The following is a 15,351-nucleotide window of genomic DNA, read 5'->3' as shown; positions in this document are numbered from 1 at the left end:
TGATATTTTCATATCAGTGGTGGCTGACATCACCAGGTGCTGATGTCATTTGTGCCTGATGTCGTCGTGAGACAAGTGAGAGACCTCTGATGTCCGACAAGCCCTCCGTGCTGTTCGTCTGCGTCCACAACGCCGGCCGTTCCCAGATGGCCGCCGCGTGGCTGACCCATCTGGCCGGGGATCGCGTCGAGGTCCGCTCCGCCGGCTCCAACCCGGGCGCGGGCGTCAACCCGGCCGCCGTCGAGGCCATGGCCGAGGTGGGCATCGACATCTCCGCCGAAGTGCCGAAGATGCTCACTGTGGACGCGGTGAAGGAGTCGGACGTCTGCATCACCATGGGCTGCGGCGACACCTGCCCCGTCTTCCCCGGCAAGCGGTACCTGGACTGGACGTTGGAGGACCCGGCGGGCCAGGGCGTCGCGGCCGTCCGCCCGATCCGCGACGAGATCAAGGTGCTAGTCGAGGGCCTGATCAAAGAGATCGCGCCGGAGGCCCAGGCGTGAGCACCGCGACCGACACGGCCGGGGACGTCCGCAACGTCATCGGCTCCGGTCCGGTCGGGTACACGGCCGCCCTCTACACCGCCCGCGCCTCGCTGAAGCCGCTGGTCTTCGAGGGCGCGGTCACGGCCGGCGGCGCGCTGGTGCAGACGACCGAGGTGGAGAACTTCCCCGGCTTCCGCGAAGGCATCATGGGCCCGGACCTGATGGACAACATGCGGGCCCAGGTCGAATGCTTCGGCGCCGAACTCGTCCCCGACGACATCGTCGAGGTCGACCTCACCGGCACGGTGAAGACCGTCACCGACTCGGCGGGTACGGTCCACCGCGCCAAGTCCGTCATCGTGGCGACCGGCTCGCAGCACCGCAAGCACCTACGGAAGCGTGCCGTCCCCAAGGGCACCGTCCGCCGCACCCTCTTCCGGCTCGCCAAGGTTCTCGGCGAGCCGGAAGAGGGCCGGAAGTGCGCCCGAGATCGCCCGGCGCTCGGCGCCGTCGAGGGCGGCGAGCGCGGCGTCCATGCGGCGCTCGTGGGCGGCGGTCCAGGCGGCGAGCTGCTCCCGTCCGGCGTCGGTGAGGGTGACCACGGAAGCGCGGCGGTCGACCTTGTCGACGTCACGTACGACCAGCCCCGCAGTGATCATCTGTCCGATCAGCCCGCTGACAGTGCTGGGGGCTAGGCGCTGACGGGAGGCGAGATCGCTGACGCGGGCCGGGGAGTGTTCGCCGAGTACCTGAAGCAGTTCGACCTGGGCCATGGGGAGGGTCTCCCACGGGTAGTCGGTGCGGATCGAGGCCCTCAGCGCGCGGCGCAGCCGGGTGATGGCCTCGGTGAGCAGGCGTGCGTACGGAGCCTGTCCGGAAGAACGGGGCGGGCGTACCGACCTCGGCGCTCAGGTCCACGAGGGTGCCGATCAGGCCGAGCCAGCGCTCGAACACGTCGGCGCCGAAGCGGTCCGCTCCGCGCAGTTCCGGAAGGCAGGGACGCAGCGCGGCGCACAGCTCGTCGTAGCCGCGCCAGTGCCACGCCGTCCCGGCCGGTGTCGTCCACGTCTGTCCCGGCCATCCGGGATCGAGCAGGCTCAGCAGCACCAGGACGGAACGGTCGAGCCCGTGCAGCTTGCCGTCGGCGTAGGAGTCCAACTGGTCGGTGTCCGGGAGCGAGAACACCTTGTTCTCGATCACCAGCGGACTGCGACCGGGGTATTCCACGACAAGATCGAGGTTCCGCCACTCCCGCCGCACCCGCACCTGACCGGACCCGTCACCGCTCTCGGGTATCAGCCAGGTATCCAGCAGGGCCTCGCCCAGCACCGGATGGTGCTCCACGTACCAGGCCAGCGTGTCGCTGTGGAACAGCTCCTTGCTGCCCCTCGACATCGCGAAGACCACGTCGCCGGTCAGCGACTCCACCAGGTCGGAGAGTCCCGCGAATGAACCGCCAGGCACCCGTCGCCTCCCGCAGGGTCACAGTACAAAGGGCACAGCCGCCCCTCTTGGCCTCGCCGGGAGCACGCACCCGGCAGGCCAGGGTAGCCATCTCCCCTCGTCCTATCCGTGCCAGGTGCCGCGACCACTCGCCGGTACTTGCGTGCCTGGCATCATTCGGCGGCATGGGAAGGGACAACAGCGACGAGGCGTACGTCCTCGATCTGTGCGACCACCTGCTCGGCGAATGCGGCCTGCGCCAGCACCGGTTCGACTGGCTGCTGGGTGACCCGGGGGCGAACGGACGGCGCATGAGGCTGCCGGTCGACGCGTACTGGCCCGGTCAGCACCTGGTGGTCGAGTACCGGGAGATCCAGCACGACCGGCCGGTGCCGCACTTCGACAAGCCGGACCGGCTCACCGTCAGCGGCGTGCACCGCGGGGAGCAGCGCGCGCTCTACGACGTCCGTCGCGACACCTTGATCCCACAGCACGGGATCCGCCTGGCGGTGATCCGGCCCGCCGACCTCGACGCCGACTCCAGGGGACGCCTACGCCGAAACAGAGACACGGACCTGCAGGCGGTACAGACGATCCTCGCACCGGTGAGCGACGAGGACCGCGTCACCGATGCCTTCCGCCGTCATCTGATCGCCGACGGCTGGACGACAGTCAGCCCCACGGACCAGTGGACCGACGTCGAGGCCGTACGCGGCGAAGAGCGGCTGATCGCGGAGGCGAAGGGCCGCACCCAGGAGAAGGGAATCGACGCCGACATCGCCTACGGCCAGTTGCTGCGCCGCATGACGAGCGACTCCCCGAGCATCCGCTACGCGCTCGTCGTACCGACATCCTCGCTGTGGCATGCGCGGCGCGTCCCGGCCCACATCCGACGAGTGGTGCACATCGACCTGTACGAGGTGACCGACGACGGACGTGTGAACCATCACCCCTCGTGACCAGCCCACGGCCGGAACCCCCCCATGAGGCCGCCGCGCTTGTGGACGAGCGCATGAAGCACGGGCGAATTCTCGATCGCCGTCCGGTCAGAACCGGGTCAAGAGGCCGGGTGGGCGGCTCAGCCGGAAGGCTGCTGACCACCAGTTACCAGGACCGCATGAGCCCGCCGCTGGCGCCGTACCGGCTGCCGCACGACGCGTCGGACAGCGTGCTCGGCTCGCTCGGCCCGCACTCGAACTGGCCGGAGGCGTGGGCGGAGCGTCCGGGCGGATGCTCGCGGAGCTAACCCGCTCGGCTTTCGTCAGCGGCATGAGCCTCGGCCTCACCGTCGCAGCGTGCGTCGCCGCGGGCGGGGTCCTGCCGGCCTTCACCGCCCTGCCCGCCAGGCTGTCCAGGCCGCCCGTCGAATTCCGAGGTGCGGCCGACCCTCCTCCGACAACCCTCCCCCAGCCATAACCCGGCACGACGACGGCCGTCACCTGCCGCCGGCCGACATCCTGCGCAAGGAGAGCCGTACCCTCCATCATTACAGCCGGACGGCCCTCACGAGCCGGAGACACCGCCCGGGAGTGTGGACGATGACGCTTTACAGGCGGGCCGTTCGGCCCTGGACCACCCGTGAGGAGGGGTACAGGCTGACGAGCAGAGGCAGGAGCCGCCCCGCGCCCCCTCCAGCAGGGGGTGAGCACGATGGAAACAAGCGGTGGACCATGCGATCTACCTCACCGAAGAAAGCGGCGACACGCACGCACGTGCCGTCAGGGGAACGGCCTGCCACAACCCGATCGATCGTTCCATTCCGGAGATCGGCGGAACCTGCCGCCGGCCGCGCCCTGGAAGATCTCGCCATCCGGCTCCACGACGTCCACTCCGACGACATCGTCCGGTTGGCGAGTCCCGCCAAGCCGTGACGGCGCTCGGACAACAGCACACGTCCGACGCCGCCTCGCAGGTCACCGATCCGCCGTCGACAAGGTGCCGGCAGCCGACCGGAAGCTGCCGGAAGCAAGGCGCGAGGAGTCTGACTACGAGGTTGTGCTTGTCTTCGCCGGTGGTCGCGACGACGAGATTCGCAGCCATGGGCGCGCTGCCGCCTGCTGCCGTCACAAACCGTCCTGAAGGACACGAGCGGCCCAGCGCCGGCGCACCGCGTCCTCGTGCTCGCTCTGTTCCAGGGCGAGGTCGACGCGGGCCAGCGCCTGCTCCAGTCGCGGGATCCAGTGGCGCCGCAGGGCGCGCACGCGCTGCCTGGTGCTGAGTACCTCGGCCCCGACGGCGCGTGCCGCGGCGCGGATGACGGCGTAGTGGGCAGCGTCCCGCAGGGCTTCTGCGTAGGCGGCCTCGGCATGGATCAGTGCGGTGTACGCGGGCGCCGGTGCGTCCGCTTCCCGCTCCGGCACCGTGCAGGACGCGGTCTGCGGGTGCCGTACGCCCATCGTGGACGTCCAGACGATCTCCACCTCGGCGGGACGCGTCGTGGGCAGCGGGTCCAGGGACTCTTCGCCGCCGAGGAGCACACCGCGCCGTAGCCAGGTCTCGGCCTCCCCCAGACTCTCGTGCCAGTTATCCCGCGCGATGTGCTCGGCGCGCAGCAGCTCCTGGTGCCGGACGCGCAGGATGCGCAGTTTCTGGTCGAGCAGGTCCGCTCCACGCCGCGCGACCTCCAGGCTGTGGCGCAGCCTCATCCGGCCGGCACGTCCGGGCGGGATGCGCGGGTCCGCCATGGGATCACCCGCTCTCTGTCGCGCCGTGCGCGTCGAGGAACTCGGCGGGCAGCATGGCCAGTTGGCTGCGAGGCAGGGTGAGCAGTACCTGCCAGGCGCGCTCCAGGGTCTGCTCCAGCGTGCGCAGTTCGTCCCGCTGCTGGGCCATGAGCCCCCGGGCGAACGCCTCGTCGAAATCGAGGTAGCGGCGGTCGGTGGGGCTGAGGGCCGCCTGTCCGACGAGGTCGGCCAGCTCCTTGATCTGCCTGGCCCGGTCCAGGGCGGCCAGCAGCTGGGCGGCGACGTCGAGGTGGTCGTCACGGGTACGGCCCGGACCGGCACCCTTGCGCATCAGCCGGGACAGCGAGGACAGCGCGTCCACCGGCGGATAGACGCCCCTGGCGTGCATTTCGCGCGAGAGCACGATCTGGCCCTCCGTGATGTAGCCGGTGAGGTCCGGTACCGGATGCGTGATGTCGCCCGCGGGCATGGTGAGCAGCGGCAGCAAGGTGACGGATCCCGGCAGGCCCCGGATACGCCCGCACCGTTCGTACAGGGACGCCAGGTCGCTGTAGAGGTAGCCGGGATAGGCGCGACGGGCCGGTATCTCACCGCGGGCCGCGGACACCTCGCGCAGTGCCTCGGCGTAGCTCGTCATGTCCGTCATGACCACCAGCACGTGCCGGCCCTCGCCGAAGGCCAGCTGCTCGGCGACGGTCAGCGCGATGCGCGGGGTGAGAATACGTTCGATCACGGGGTCGTCGGCGGTGTTGAGCAGCAGCACCAACTCGCCCGCGGCAGACCGTCCCTCCAGCGCGTCGCGTACGAAGTCGGCGTCCGCGTGTGTCACCCCCATGGCGGCGAAGACCACGCAGAACGGCTCTCCGCCGGCCGTCGACTGGGCAGCGATCTGCGCGGCCAGCTCTAGGTGCGGAAGACCGGCCGCCGAGAACACGGCCAGCTTCTGCCCTCGTACGAGGGTGGTCAGGGCGTCGACGGCGCTGATCCCGGTCAGCACCAGTTCGGCGGGCGGTTCGCGGCGTACCGGGTTGATGGGACGGCCGCCCACCGCCGAGGCGGCGGCGCCGAACACGGGCGGGCCTCCGTCGAGGGGTTCACCGCGGCCGTTGCAGACCCGGCCAAGCCAGCCGGCGCCCACCGGCACTCGCAGCGGCGCTCCGGTGAAGGCGGCCCGGATCAGTTCCGGATCGATGCCCGCGGTGTCCTCCAGCACCTGCACCACCGCCGTGCCGCGGTCGACTTCCAGGACGACTCCGTGCCGCTGCTCCCCCGAGTCGAGCGTGAACAGCACGAACTCGTCCCAGCCGACCCCCTCCACCTTGTCGACGACCGCGAGGGGTCCGCGCAGTTCGCGCACCGAGGTGTATTCGACGCGGCCCCAGTCGCCGCGGTCGTCAGTGCTGCTCACGACACCTCCCTGAGCCGGTCGAGCATGGTCTGGCGCAGCCCGTCCACGGTCGCCGAGTCGTTCGGGCCCGCCTCCTCGCGGGCGCGCAGCACGGGAGAGAAGTCGACGGCCTCGACGTGCGCCGCCGGTATCCCGGAGTCGGCGAGTTCGCGACACCGGTCGACGACGGCCAGCACCGCCTCGGACAGCGCGGCCGTCTTCTCCACGCCGCTGTAGGAGTCACGTTCGGACAGTGCGCTCTGCTGCAGCACGCCCTCGCGCACGAGCCGCCCGCCCAGGACGCTGATCCGCTCCTGTGCGGGCAGTGCGGTGATGCCTACCAGGTCGACCAGGTCGGTGAGCCGGTCGGCCTCGGCGAGCAGGCCCGCCACCCGCGCGCGGCGGGCGGGCCAGTCCGGGTCGTCCGTCGCGGCATGGCGGGCGCCGAGGGCCTCGGCGTCGCGGGAGAACGACTCGGCCCAGGAGACGGCCGGGTAGTGGCGGGCGTAGGCAAGTTCGCGGTCCAGGGTCCACAGACAGCGCACGAAACGCTGGGTATGGGCGGTGACCGGTTCCGTCATGTCCCCGCCGGGCGGGGACACCGCGCCGATCACCGTCACCGAGCCGTTGCGGCCGCCCAGGGTGGTCACCGCTCCCGCCCGTTCGTAAAACGCGGCGAGGGCCGAGGCGAGGCCCGCCGGATAGCCCTCCTCGGCGGGCAGGGCGCCGGTGCGGGAGGCGAACTCGCGCAGCGCCTCGGCCCACCGGGAGGTGGAGTCGGCGATGACGACGACGTCCAGGCCCATGTCACGGAAGTACTCGGCGACCGTGACGCCGGTGTAGATGCTCGCCTCGCGGGCCATCATCGGCATGTTGGACGTGTTGGCGATGATCACGGTCCGGTCGGCGAGGCGGCCGCCGGTGCGCGGGTCGGTGAGCGCGGTGAACTCGTCGATGACGTCGGCCATTTCGTTGCCGCGCTCACCGCAGCCGACGTAGACGATGACGTCCGCGTCACACCACTTGGCGATCTGCTGCAGCAGTACCGTCTTGCCGGTGCCGAAGCCGCCGGGGACGGCGACCGTACTGCCCAGGGCCACCGGGAAGAGCAGGTCGAGGACCCGCTGCCCGGTGCCCAGCGCCCTGCCGGACCCCAGACGTTCCCGGACGGGGCGGGGCCGCCGGACGGGCCAGTCGGTCGCCATCCGGACCGGGGTGCCCGCCACGGACGCGACGACCGCGTCCGCGGGGTGGCGGCCCGCGCGCGCGATGTGGTCCACCGGGCCGGTACAGCCGGGCGGCACCAGGACCCGTAGCGGAACCGGCCCCGCACCCTGGATCTGACCGAGGACGCCCCCCTGCGCGACGGAGTCGCCCGCTGCGACCTGCGGCACGAACGCCCACTCGGGCCGCCGACCGTCCGGTCGGCCGACGCCTCCGGGCTCCAGCCAGGCGCCCGCTGCCGCCAGCGGGCGCAGCAGCCCGTCGAAGATGCCGCCCAGGAGCCCCGGTCCGAGCGGCGCCGACAGCGGTCTGCCGAGCGGGCGCACCGGTGCACCAGGGGCCAGACCGCCCGTGTATTCGTACGCCTGGACGGTGACGACCCGGTCGCGGATCGCGACGACCTCCCCGGGCAGCCCGGCGTCGCCGAGCGCGACCAGGTCGCTCATCGCCGTGCCTCCGATGTCCTCGGCCTCGACGAGCGGCCCGGTGACTCGCAGCACGCGTCCGCGACCATGCGGTTCGAATGTCATGGCGCCCACAACTCCTCCGCCTCCGTGCCGATCCGCTCCAGTGCCCGGCGCGCGAACGCGGCCAGACTGCAGTCGATCCTGCGTCCCCCCGCCTCGCCGACCACGCCTCCACCGTGGGCCTCGGTGACGCGGGCGTCGGGGCCCAGCACGTCGCGGACGTGCGCGGTCAGCCGGGCGCGGAGGACCGGGTAGGAATCGGTCCTGCGCAGGTCCTCCACACCGGTCACGACCAGTCGGCCCAGCTCCTCCCAGCACGCGCGGCGGGCGGCGAGCTCACGGGCGCGGGCAGCCCTGCGGCTGCGGGTGCGGGCGGCGTCGCGGGCGGTCGCGGCGTCGGCTTCGCCCAGCCTTCGGGCATCGGCGAGAATCGCCGCGGCCTGGCCCTCGGCGTCGGCGAGTACGACCGCGGCATGAGCGTCCGCCTCGGCCAGCAGGGCCTCGGCTTCGGCTCTGGCGGCCCGCAGCAGATGTGTCCGGACCGGATCGAGCGCGGCGTCGGCTTCCGGGGGGAGTGAGGTCCTCATGGCGGCATCACCGCGATGAGCGGGCCCTGCCCGTCCACCAGTCCTTCGCCGAGTGCCTCGGCCGCGGTCGGCGTGACGATGACCAGTTCCACGTCCGGCGTGAGACCGTGCCAGGCCGTGCGCACTGCTTCCGGTTCCTCCGCGGGACGCAGGACGACGCCCGCGGACGCCAGTCCGGCGATGCGCAACCGCTCCCCGATCGCTGCGACGTGTGCCATGGTCAGGTCTTCCCGAGCAGGATGATGGCGACGACCAGTCCGTAGATGGCAATGCCCTCGGCGAGGCCGACGATGACCATGGCCCGGCCGAAGAGTTCGGGGCGCTCGCTCATCACCGCCAGCGCGGCGGCGCCGGTGTAGGCGACGGCGATCGCCGCTCCGATCGAGGCACCAGCGACCGCGATGGCGGCGCCGATGAGCGCCGCGGAATTGGAACCGGAGCTCTGCGCGGCCTCGGCGGCGGTATGGGCCTGCGCCGAACCGCCGCTCAGCGCAACCAGCAGGAGCACGAGGGCTCCGGTGAACAGTGCCGCGTCCGCCGCGAGGACCGACCGCAGCACCCCCGGACTGCGGCGGCGCAGCAGCCGGCGGGTGACGGCGAACGCCGCGACGAGCACGGGTAGCGCGATCAGCCAGGCGATCATGTCGTCGCCTCCGTTTCATGGAGTACGGGAAGTGCGTTTTGCGTGGGTACATGCCAGGGTCGGAAGGGCCGGCCCTCGGTGTCGAAGACACGGGAGAACAGCTCGTAGAACTCCAGGCGCAGGGCCTGGACGCCGGCGACCAGTGCCTCCAGCGCGAAGGCGAGCGCATTGCCGAGGAGGAAGACGAGGAGCGCGGCGACGAGCATCACAGGCCCGCCCCGGGCCAGGTCGGTCGTGCCCTGCCACACGATCCCGCCGAGCGCGGCATGCGTGAGCCCGAACGCCGCGAGCCGCGCGAAGGAGATCGTGTTCGACCCGATCCGGACCACTACGTCGAAGAGTTGGATCCCGGTCTGCAGGCCGCCGGAGGCACCGCCTCCCGATGCCGCGAAGAGCCCGGTGCCGGCCAGCAGCAGCCCCGCCAGAACGGTGACCGAGCCGCCGACCGTGAGCACCGGCGCGTGCAGGAGCACTCCCCCGGCGACCAGTGCGAACCCCAGGAACACGGCGGCACCGGCGATGCCGGACGGCGCGTACAGTGCTCCGGCGGGTCCGCTCTCCCGCCAGCGGTTGGCGATACCCGCGGCGTAGGCCAGGGCGAGCAGAATCGCGCCGAATCCGACGGCGCTCGCCAGGAGCCGCACGGGCGCGTCGAGCGGATTCAGCCACAGCACCGGCAGCACGCCGGTGGGGCCGAAGAACTCCCCGTAGGCGAATCCGGCCAGGGTGCTCGCCAGACCGGCCCCGGCGACGAAAGGCCATACAGGACGCAGCGACGCGAGTCGGCGGGGGTGTCCGCGCCTCAGCAGCAGCGCGCCGAGGAGCAGCAGCGCGCCATGGCCCGCGTCGCCGAACATCATCCCGAACATGACGACGTAGGCGATTCCGGCGGGCAGCGTGGGGTCGACGTCGGCGTACGGGACCGTCCCGTAGGTGCGCACCAGCGGCACGAGGGAGCGCCGTACCGGGCCCGTGGTGGGCAGTTGGGTCGGCGGATCGATGCCGCGCGGTGCGCGCAGGGGCACGACGGCGCCTCCTGCGGCGGCCAGAACGCTGCCGAGCCCGGGCACCTCGGTCAGTGGGCACCAGCCGGCCAGTGCGGCCACCTCGCCGTGCCGCACCGCGGTCGCGCTGTACGTTTCGAGTTGCGCCTCGCCCGCCAGGAGGTCGGCCCGGTCCTGGCTCTGGAGAACGTTGAGATCGGGCACCGTGCGGGAGAGCAGAGGCGTGACGGACTCGGCATGCAGCGTCTGAAGTACGCGTGCCGCCGGGCCCGTGGCCCGGGCCGCGTCGTCGGCGCGGTCCAGTTCCACGCAGCCCGCGTCGGCGACCCGCACCAGTACGTCGCGCAGCGCGTCGCGGGGGGCGACGACGGCCACCCGCTGCATGCGGACGGGTGCCGCCGGTGTCAGGGATTCACTCCAGGAGGTCATCGAAGTCCTCCCGCGCCCGGCCCTCGTGTGCGGCGGCCACCAGGGCGGCACGCACCCGCCACGCGTCGACGGTCAGCACTGCGGTCGCGCCCACGACCGGTGTCACGTCGAGGCGCGCCCTGTGCAGCATCCGCAGTCCGTCCTTCTCGACGGTGTGCCACCAGCGGGTCTCGGCCCGCCACAGGTCCTTGGGCTGCTCGGTGTCCGCCAGCGCCCAGCGGGCCGCCGACGGCAGACGGGTGCGGAAGTCGCCGTAGGACGAGGCCCGTACGGCGGACCGGCCCAGGATCCGCTCGGCATACGCCGTGGCCCGTTCAGCGGGGCCACGGCCCAGCAAGAAGGTCTCGCGCGCCACCAGCAGCGCGGCGTCGCCCGCCGCCCACCGGGCCGTCTGCGGAACGTCGGTCATGAGGCGGGCGGCCGCCGACAACCGCATCCCGGTCACCACCGCTGACGCCGACTCGCCCCCGGGGTCTCCCCACGCGGAAGCTGTCAGTACGGCCCTCACCTCGCCCGGAGACGTGGTCCGGGCCAGCCGGGGCCAGGCAGTCGACAGTGCGCCCAGCCGGTACGGCGCGGGCCGCGGCTCTCCGGACAGGGCACGCAGGTGATCGCTGGTGTTCGCAATCTCGAAGCCGGACGCCAACTGGCGCAGGGCGGCGACACCGAGGCGGGGTTGCCAGCCAGCGAGCACCCTTAGCTGCCACAGCAGGGCGGCGAAGACCGCCCGCCCGGCCTCGGCGGACTCGGCCTCCACGTCGAGGGCTCGCCGGTACGGGGTGCCGGCCAGTGCGCGCAGGGCGTCGGGCAGGGTGCCCGTGTCCGCCAGCTCGCGCACCCGTTCCAGGCCCAGGCGTCCCACGGCCATGGACCTGGCGCGCGTCACCCCCGCGACCCAGCCCGCGCCCATCGCAACCCTCCTAGTCCGGTCCACGCCGTTCGGGACCTTGGACCACGGTCAGTTCACCGGCCACCCGCGCCACGATGCGGGCCACGAAGGCCGGGGCGCGCTCCCCCTCCCTCTCGCGCAGCCTTTCCACCGTCCGCCGTGACGCGACCTCGGTCCGTGCGGCCTCGGCAGCGGCTTCTCGCCGGATCCGGGTCGCGGTCTCGCCTCTGACTTCCAGGGCCTGTTCCCGGGCGGCCCGCACCACGCCATCGGCTCGCAGGGCCGCGGCGCGGCGTCGCTCCGCCGCGTCCCGCATGGCGGTGGCACGGATCCGGTCGGCCTCGGCCGAAGTGTCGTCCCACTGCGCGAGCAGGGGTTCAAGCTCCGCCGTGAACTCGGCCGACCGGTCGGCAGGGACACCTCCCGGTGCGGCCGGGCCGGGTGAACCGGCCGGCCGAAGACGGATCCGGAACTCTCGAAACCCGAGCATGAGAACCTCCAGGCTCGACGTCGGCGTTCACCGTGGCCCACTCTCACGTTACGAAGGTCGCGAAAGCCTCTCTAGGGCTGTTTGCCTCACGGAAGGGGCCGATCGGCCCTTTCACGGCCGATGCGCCGGCGAGACGGTGAGAAGACAGGGGGCTGTGGTCTCCACGCACGGTGGGAGGTAGCCATGAGTGACCGAGAGGCACGCGAACATGCGGCCGCGTCGGCAGAGGCACAGCGCGCTGTGCCGGCCTTCGCCCCGGCACCGGCCGAGGAGTTCCGTCAGGACATGATGGTGCGCTACCTGCAGGCCATGGCCTCCGACTCACACACGGCGAGCACCGCCGAGTCAGCGCTCCCCGCCGAGAAGGCGAATGGCAGGAGCACCCACCACCATGAGCAGGCGAAGTCGATCGCGGATCTTCAGGTGAGTCACGTCATGCGGCGGTCCGTCGTCGGAATTTCCGCCGACACACCGTTCCTGGACGTCGCCCGGATGCTGGCCCGCCGGCAGACCGGGGCCGTGCCCGTGGTGGACGACGACCAGCGGGTGATCGGCGTGATCACGGAGTCCGACCTTCTCGCCCGGGCGGCATCCCTTGCCGCGGGCGATCGCCCGGGCGCGTTCGACCGCATGCTGCACCGACGGCAACGTCCCGTGGATGCGGCAGAGACGGCTGCCACGCTGATGTCCGCGCCGGCGCTCACCGTCCACAGCTGGACTTCGGTTGTCGTTGCGGCGCGCACAGCGGCCCGCTCCCGGATCCGGCAGCTGTTCGTCACCGACCACAAGGGACGCCTGGTGGGCGTCGTCAGCCGCAGTGAGCTGCTGGAGGCTCTTGTCCGGGACGACGCGGCCATCCGCGCGGAAGTCGTCGCCGTGGTCATCGAGGGCGAGCTGGGCATCGATCCGGCACGCGTGAAGGTACAGGTCCTCAACGGCGTCGTCACGCTGACGGGCACGCTGGACGCCGCGCTGATCCCGCAGCTGAGGACGGCAGTGGAACAGATCGCGGATGTGGTCACGGTGTCGGACCACCTCGTTGCGGTATGAGCTGTAGGAGCCGTACCACGCCCCAGGGCATAGGGCGTATGTGAATGGTGATCTGGTTCATCATTCCGAGTCACCGTGGCACGGTCTGGACAACCCGCCACAACCGCCGCGGCAGGCCGCCCTCCTCGAACGCGTGGACCTCCTGAAGGTTCCAGCCCTCGCCGAGCTGGTCGACCAAGGCGCGGGGGAAGAAGTGGAAGGCGAAGCCACCGTGCGCCCAGATGTCGTCGCCGTGCCACGTACCGGCCCGGTATTGCGCGTCACCGGTGTGCCGGACGGTGCAGACGAAAGCGCCACCCGGCCGTAGCACCCGGCGGACCTCGGCGACCAGGGCGTGGATCTCCTGAGTGGAGAGCGCCATGCAGAGCAACATGTGAGCGAAGACGGCGTCCACCGAGGCATGCGGGAGCAGGAGCGGCTGACGGACGTCCTGCACCTGAGCGGTGACCCGTCCGGCGACGCCCTTGGCGTGGGCGGCCTCGCGCAGTTGTTCCAGGCCGAACGGGCTGAAGTCGGTGGCCGGCACGGTGAAGCCCTCGCGGGCGAAGAACAGGGCATCGCGGCCGTGCCCGGCGCCCAGCTCCAGAACGTCACGGGCGCCGATGGCCCGGAACACTTTCGCGGCGTGGACGGCCGGTTCGGACGGCTCCTCCCCGTACATGCCGGGGTGCTCGCCGTAGGTCTGCTGCCAGTGCTCGCGCTGGGCCTCGGCCAGCTCCCGTTCGTACTTCGACATGCCGGCACCCTTCCCGCCGCCTGCGTCAGGGGTGGACTCCGTGTCTCTTCAGCAGGCGCGGTCGCTTCCCATGAGCGCCCGTACGACGGGCGGGAGGCATCGAACCGGCCGAGCACTACCGTGGATCCATGACGGCTCCTTTGGACGTGCTCGTGGTCGGCGCAGGACCCACCGGGCTGGCCCTCGCCCTGCAACTGCGGACCTACGGGACCACTTTCCGGATCGTCGACCGCTCCCTGGACCGGGCCCATGAGTCGCGCGCGTTGGCCGTCCAGCCACGCACTCTGGAAGTGCTCGCCCCATTCGGGGTGACCGACGAACTGGTCGGGCGCGGCAACCCCGCGATGCAGCTGAAGATGCATCTGCCGCACCGGGTGGTGCATATTCCGCTGTTCGACATCGGACTGGCCGACACCGCATACCCCTTCCTGTTGTTCCTCTCACAGGCGGAGACCGAGAGCGTCCTCTCGGAGCATCTGAGGGGCAAGGACGTGGACGTGGAGCGAGGCACGGAGCTGGTCCGTCTGGAGCGCGCGGGCTCGGCCGTCACCTGTCGCCTCCGTCGCGGCGACGGCACCGAGGAGGCCGTGGAGGCGACGTACGTCGTGGGCTGCGACGGTGCGCACAGCACCGTGCGGGCCCAGGCGGGCATCGGCTTCTACGGGTACGCCTACCCGCAGACCTTCCTGCTCGCCGACCTGGAGGTCGATGGGCTGGAGCCCGGAGCGGTGCACACGTACATGACCGGGGCCGGGATGCTGTTCTTCTTCCCCCTGGGTTCACCGGCCACTTGGCGGCTGCTCGCGATGCGGCCGCCGGGCGCCCCGGAGACCGAGGTGAATCTCAGACTCCTGCAGGAGCTCACCGCCCGATACGCCGGCGACCGGCCCACGTTGCGCGACCCGGTGTGGATGACCGACTTCCGGCTCCACAACCGCGGCGCCACCCACTACCGCTCGGGGCCCTTCTTCCTCGCCGGGGACGCGGCCCACATCCACAGCCCGGCCGGCGCTCAGGGCATGAACACCGGCATCCAGGACGCCCTCAACCTGGGCTGGAAGCTCGCCCTCGTGTGCCAGGGCCGCGCGTCGGAGGAACTGCTGGAGACGTACGAGGCCGAGCGCGCCCCGGTCGGCCGCAGCGTGCTGCGCTTCACCGACCGTGCCTTCACCGTCGCCACCAGCGGCAACCCGGCCGTCCGCCTCGCCCGCACGCGTCTCGCTCCGCGTCTGGTGCCGCTGGCGGTGCGCGCGAGGGGGCCTCGCGGGCGGGTCTTCCGTACGGTGTCGGAGCTGGGCATCCACTACCGGCGCAGTCCTGCCTCCGCTTCGGGCTCGCGGCCCCCGGGACACGGTCCACATGCCGGTGACCGGCTGCCCGACCTGCCGCGCGGGCTCCAGGCACGGACCGCGGGGCCGGGCTGGCACCTGCTGCTGGCCGGCCCGCCGCACCTCTGGCCCGACGGGCGGCTCGCCGCGGTCCTGACGGGCCGTGCCGATGTGCTCACCGTTCACCGACTCGGCGAGCAGAGCCCCTGGCCGGGCGTTGCTCACGGGCTCGTACGCCCCGACGGCCACCTCGGCTATGTCGCGCGCGGCGCCGGTGTGGACGGACTGAGCGGGTACCTCGACCGGTGGCTGCGGCGCGAATGACGCCACGGTGAGAGGCGTGGGAACGCACCGTCCGAGGCGTCACCGGGTTCGTGGAGGTAGAGGTGAGTGCCGGGGAAGGCGCGGGGTGAAGGCCGACAGGCCCCGGTTGCCCGACCCGTTTCCTGGTCACCTGGAACCTCCGAGGATGCCCCGGCCTTCAGGCCGGGGAGGAATCGGACTC

General features: G+C 71.7%; 16 protein-coding genes and 2 pseudogenes. 6 read left to right on the top strand and 12 right to left on the bottom strand.

What is annotated here, in order from left to right:
- Positions 1-89: 89 nt before the first annotated feature.
- Entirely contained in the window at positions 90-503 is a 414-nt protein-coding gene (locus ACWDEW_RS44520) for an arsenate reductase ArsC (RefSeq protein ID WP_450521421.1), read from the top strand.
- A pseudogene (locus tag ACWDEW_RS44515) lies at positions 500-871 on the top strand (NAD(P)/FAD-dependent oxidoreductase); the annotation flags it as partial. The gene ACWDEW_RS44520 and the pseudogene ACWDEW_RS44515, both read left to right, overlap by 4 nt.
- A 3-nt stretch (positions 872-874) precedes the next feature.
- Here ACWDEW_RS44515 and ACWDEW_RS44510 read toward each other — a convergent pair.
- Complete coding sequence (locus ACWDEW_RS44510) at positions 875-1,258, bottom strand: MarR family winged helix-turn-helix transcriptional regulator (protein ID WP_450521487.1); 384 nt, start codon at positions 1,256-1,258, stop codon at positions 875-877.
- Between the two features lie 229 nt (positions 1,259-1,487).
- Positions 1,488-1,880 (bottom strand): annotated as a pseudogene (locus ACWDEW_RS44505) (PD-(D/E)XK nuclease family protein); the annotation flags it as partial.
- 233 nt (positions 1,881-2,113) lie between these two features.
- On the opposite strand from ACWDEW_RS44505, the gene ACWDEW_RS44500 reads away from it, so the two are divergent.
- On the top strand, positions 2,114-2,887 hold the full coding sequence (locus tag ACWDEW_RS44500; RefSeq protein ID WP_450521419.1) for a hypothetical protein: 774 nt from the start codon (positions 2,114-2,116) through the stop codon (positions 2,885-2,887).
- Positions 2,888-3,045: 158 nt separating this feature from the next.
- On the top strand, positions 3,046-3,174 hold the full coding sequence (locus tag ACWDEW_RS44495; RefSeq protein WP_450521417.1) for a hypothetical protein: 129 nt from the start codon (positions 3,046-3,048) through the stop codon (positions 3,172-3,174).
- Positions 3,175-3,991: 817 nt separating this feature from the next.
- Here the strand turns inward: ACWDEW_RS44495 and ACWDEW_RS44490 are convergent.
- The 9 genes from ACWDEW_RS44490 to ACWDEW_RS44450 are packed head-to-tail and all read right to left on the bottom strand — an operon-like array spanning position 3,992 to position 11,732.
- Complete coding sequence (locus tag ACWDEW_RS44490; protein WP_450521415.1) at positions 3,992-4,612, bottom strand: V-type ATP synthase subunit D; 621 nt, start codon at positions 4,610-4,612, stop codon at positions 3,992-3,994.
- A 4-nt stretch (positions 4,613-4,616) separates the two neighbouring features.
- Complete coding sequence (locus tag ACWDEW_RS44485) at positions 4,617-6,020, bottom strand: V-type ATP synthase subunit B (RefSeq protein WP_450521413.1); 1,404 nt, start codon at positions 6,018-6,020, stop codon at positions 4,617-4,619.
- Positions 6,017-7,753, bottom strand: a complete 1,737-nt coding sequence (locus ACWDEW_RS44480; protein ID WP_450521412.1) for a V-type ATP synthase subunit A — start codon at positions 7,751-7,753, stop codon at positions 6,017-6,019. The genes ACWDEW_RS44485 and ACWDEW_RS44480 overlap by 4 nt, the downstream gene beginning before the upstream one ends.
- Complete coding sequence (locus ACWDEW_RS44475) at positions 7,750-8,277, bottom strand: hypothetical protein (protein ID WP_450521411.1); 528 nt, start codon at positions 8,275-8,277, stop codon at positions 7,750-7,752. The genes ACWDEW_RS44480 and ACWDEW_RS44475 overlap by 4 nt, the downstream gene beginning before the upstream one ends.
- Entirely contained in the window at positions 8,274-8,495 is a 222-nt protein-coding gene (locus ACWDEW_RS44470; RefSeq protein ID WP_450521409.1) for a hypothetical protein, read from the bottom strand. Before ACWDEW_RS44470 ends, ACWDEW_RS44475 begins: the two co-directional genes overlap by 4 nt.
- A 2-nt stretch (positions 8,496-8,497) precedes the next feature.
- A complete protein-coding gene (locus ACWDEW_RS44465) occupies positions 8,498-8,920 on the bottom strand; it encodes an ATP synthase subunit C (protein ID WP_450521407.1) in 423 nt (140 codons plus the stop codon).
- Positions 8,917-10,353, bottom strand: a complete 1,437-nt coding sequence (locus tag ACWDEW_RS44460) for a V-type ATPase 116kDa subunit family protein (protein WP_450521405.1) — start codon at positions 10,351-10,353, stop codon at positions 8,917-8,919. The genes ACWDEW_RS44465 and ACWDEW_RS44460 overlap by 4 nt, the downstream gene beginning before the upstream one ends.
- Entirely contained in the window at positions 10,337-11,263 is a 927-nt protein-coding gene (locus tag ACWDEW_RS44455; protein ID WP_450521403.1) for a hypothetical protein, read from the bottom strand. Before ACWDEW_RS44455 ends, ACWDEW_RS44460 begins: the two co-directional genes overlap by 17 nt.
- A gap of 10 nt (positions 11,264-11,273) precedes the next feature.
- Positions 11,274-11,732 (bottom strand): hypothetical protein, encoded by a 459-nt coding sequence (locus tag ACWDEW_RS44450; RefSeq protein WP_450521401.1) that lies wholly within the window; start codon positions 11,730-11,732, stop codon positions 11,274-11,276.
- Positions 11,733-11,915: 183 nt separating this feature from the next.
- Between ACWDEW_RS44450 and ACWDEW_RS44445 the strand changes: the two genes are divergently transcribed.
- Entirely contained in the window at positions 11,916-12,782 is an 867-nt protein-coding gene (locus ACWDEW_RS44445; RefSeq protein ID WP_450521399.1) for a CBS domain-containing protein, read from the top strand.
- Between the two features lie 70 nt (positions 12,783-12,852).
- Here the strand turns inward: ACWDEW_RS44445 and ACWDEW_RS44440 are convergent, their stop codons facing one another.
- Positions 12,853-13,518, bottom strand: coding sequence for a class I SAM-dependent methyltransferase (locus tag ACWDEW_RS44440; protein ID WP_450521397.1), 666 nt, complete (start codon positions 13,516-13,518; stop codon positions 12,853-12,855).
- 128 nt (positions 13,519-13,646) lie between these two features.
- Here ACWDEW_RS44440 and ACWDEW_RS44435 point away from each other — a divergent pair, with 128 nt between their 5' ends.
- A complete protein-coding gene (locus ACWDEW_RS44435) occupies positions 13,647-15,170 on the top strand; it encodes an FAD-dependent monooxygenase (RefSeq protein WP_450521395.1) in 1,524 nt (507 codons plus the stop codon).
- Positions 15,171-15,351 lie beyond the last annotated feature (181 nt).

The sequence above is a fragment of the Streptomyces sp. NPDC001100 genome, assembly GCF_053598575.1.
This window is presented reverse-complemented; position numbering and strand designations above follow the sequence as displayed.

What these genes read in the sequence shown, in the direction of transcription:
- ACWDEW_RS44520 (WP_450521421.1), top strand. Translation starts at nt 90, where the DNA reads ATGTCCGACAAGCCCTCCGTGCTGTTCGTCTGCGTCCACAACGCCGGC.
- ACWDEW_RS44510 (WP_450521487.1), bottom strand. Translation starts at nt 1,258, where the DNA reads ATGGCCCAGGTCGAACTGCTTCAGGTACTCGGCGAACACTCCCCGGCC.
- ACWDEW_RS44500 (WP_450521419.1), top strand. Translation starts at nt 2,114, where the DNA reads ATGGGAAGGGACAACAGCGACGAGGCGTACGTCCTCGATCTGTGCGAC.
- ACWDEW_RS44495 (WP_450521417.1), top strand. Translation starts at nt 3,046, where the DNA reads ATGAGCCCGCCGCTGGCGCCGTACCGGCTGCCGCACGACGCGTCGGAC.
- ACWDEW_RS44490 (WP_450521415.1), bottom strand. Translation starts at nt 4,612, where the DNA reads ATGGCGGACCCGCGCATCCCGCCCGGACGTGCCGGCCGGATGAGGCTG.
- ACWDEW_RS44480 (WP_450521412.1), bottom strand. Translation starts at nt 7,753, where the DNA reads ATGACATTCGAACCGCATGGTCGCGGACGCGTGCTGCGAGTCACCGGG.
- ACWDEW_RS44475 (WP_450521411.1), bottom strand. Translation starts at nt 8,277, where the DNA reads ATGAGGACCTCACTCCCCCCGGAAGCCGACGCCGCGCTCGATCCGGTC.
- ACWDEW_RS44470 (WP_450521409.1), bottom strand. Translation starts at nt 8,495, where the DNA reads ATGGCACACGTCGCAGCGATCGGGGAGCGGTTGCGCATCGCCGGACTG.
- ACWDEW_RS44465 (WP_450521407.1), bottom strand. Translation starts at nt 8,920, where the DNA reads ATGATCGCCTGGCTGATCGCGCTACCCGTGCTCGTCGCGGCGTTCGCC.
- ACWDEW_RS44460 (WP_450521405.1), bottom strand. Translation starts at nt 10,353, where the DNA reads ATGACCTCCTGGAGTGAATCCCTGACACCGGCGGCACCCGTCCGCATG.
- ACWDEW_RS44455 (WP_450521403.1), bottom strand. Translation starts at nt 11,263, where the DNA reads ATGGGCGCGGGCTGGGTCGCGGGGGTGACGCGCGCCAGGTCCATGGCC.
- ACWDEW_RS44450 (WP_450521401.1), bottom strand. Translation starts at nt 11,732, where the DNA reads ATGCTCGGGTTTCGAGAGTTCCGGATCCGTCTTCGGCCGGCCGGTTCA.
- ACWDEW_RS44445 (WP_450521399.1), top strand. Translation starts at nt 11,916, where the DNA reads ATGAGTGACCGAGAGGCACGCGAACATGCGGCCGCGTCGGCAGAGGCA.
- ACWDEW_RS44440 (WP_450521397.1), bottom strand. Translation starts at nt 13,518, where the DNA reads ATGTCGAAGTACGAACGGGAGCTGGCCGAGGCCCAGCGCGAGCACTGG.
- ACWDEW_RS44435 (WP_450521395.1), top strand. Translation starts at nt 13,647, where the DNA reads ATGACGGCTCCTTTGGACGTGCTCGTGGTCGGCGCAGGACCCACCGGG.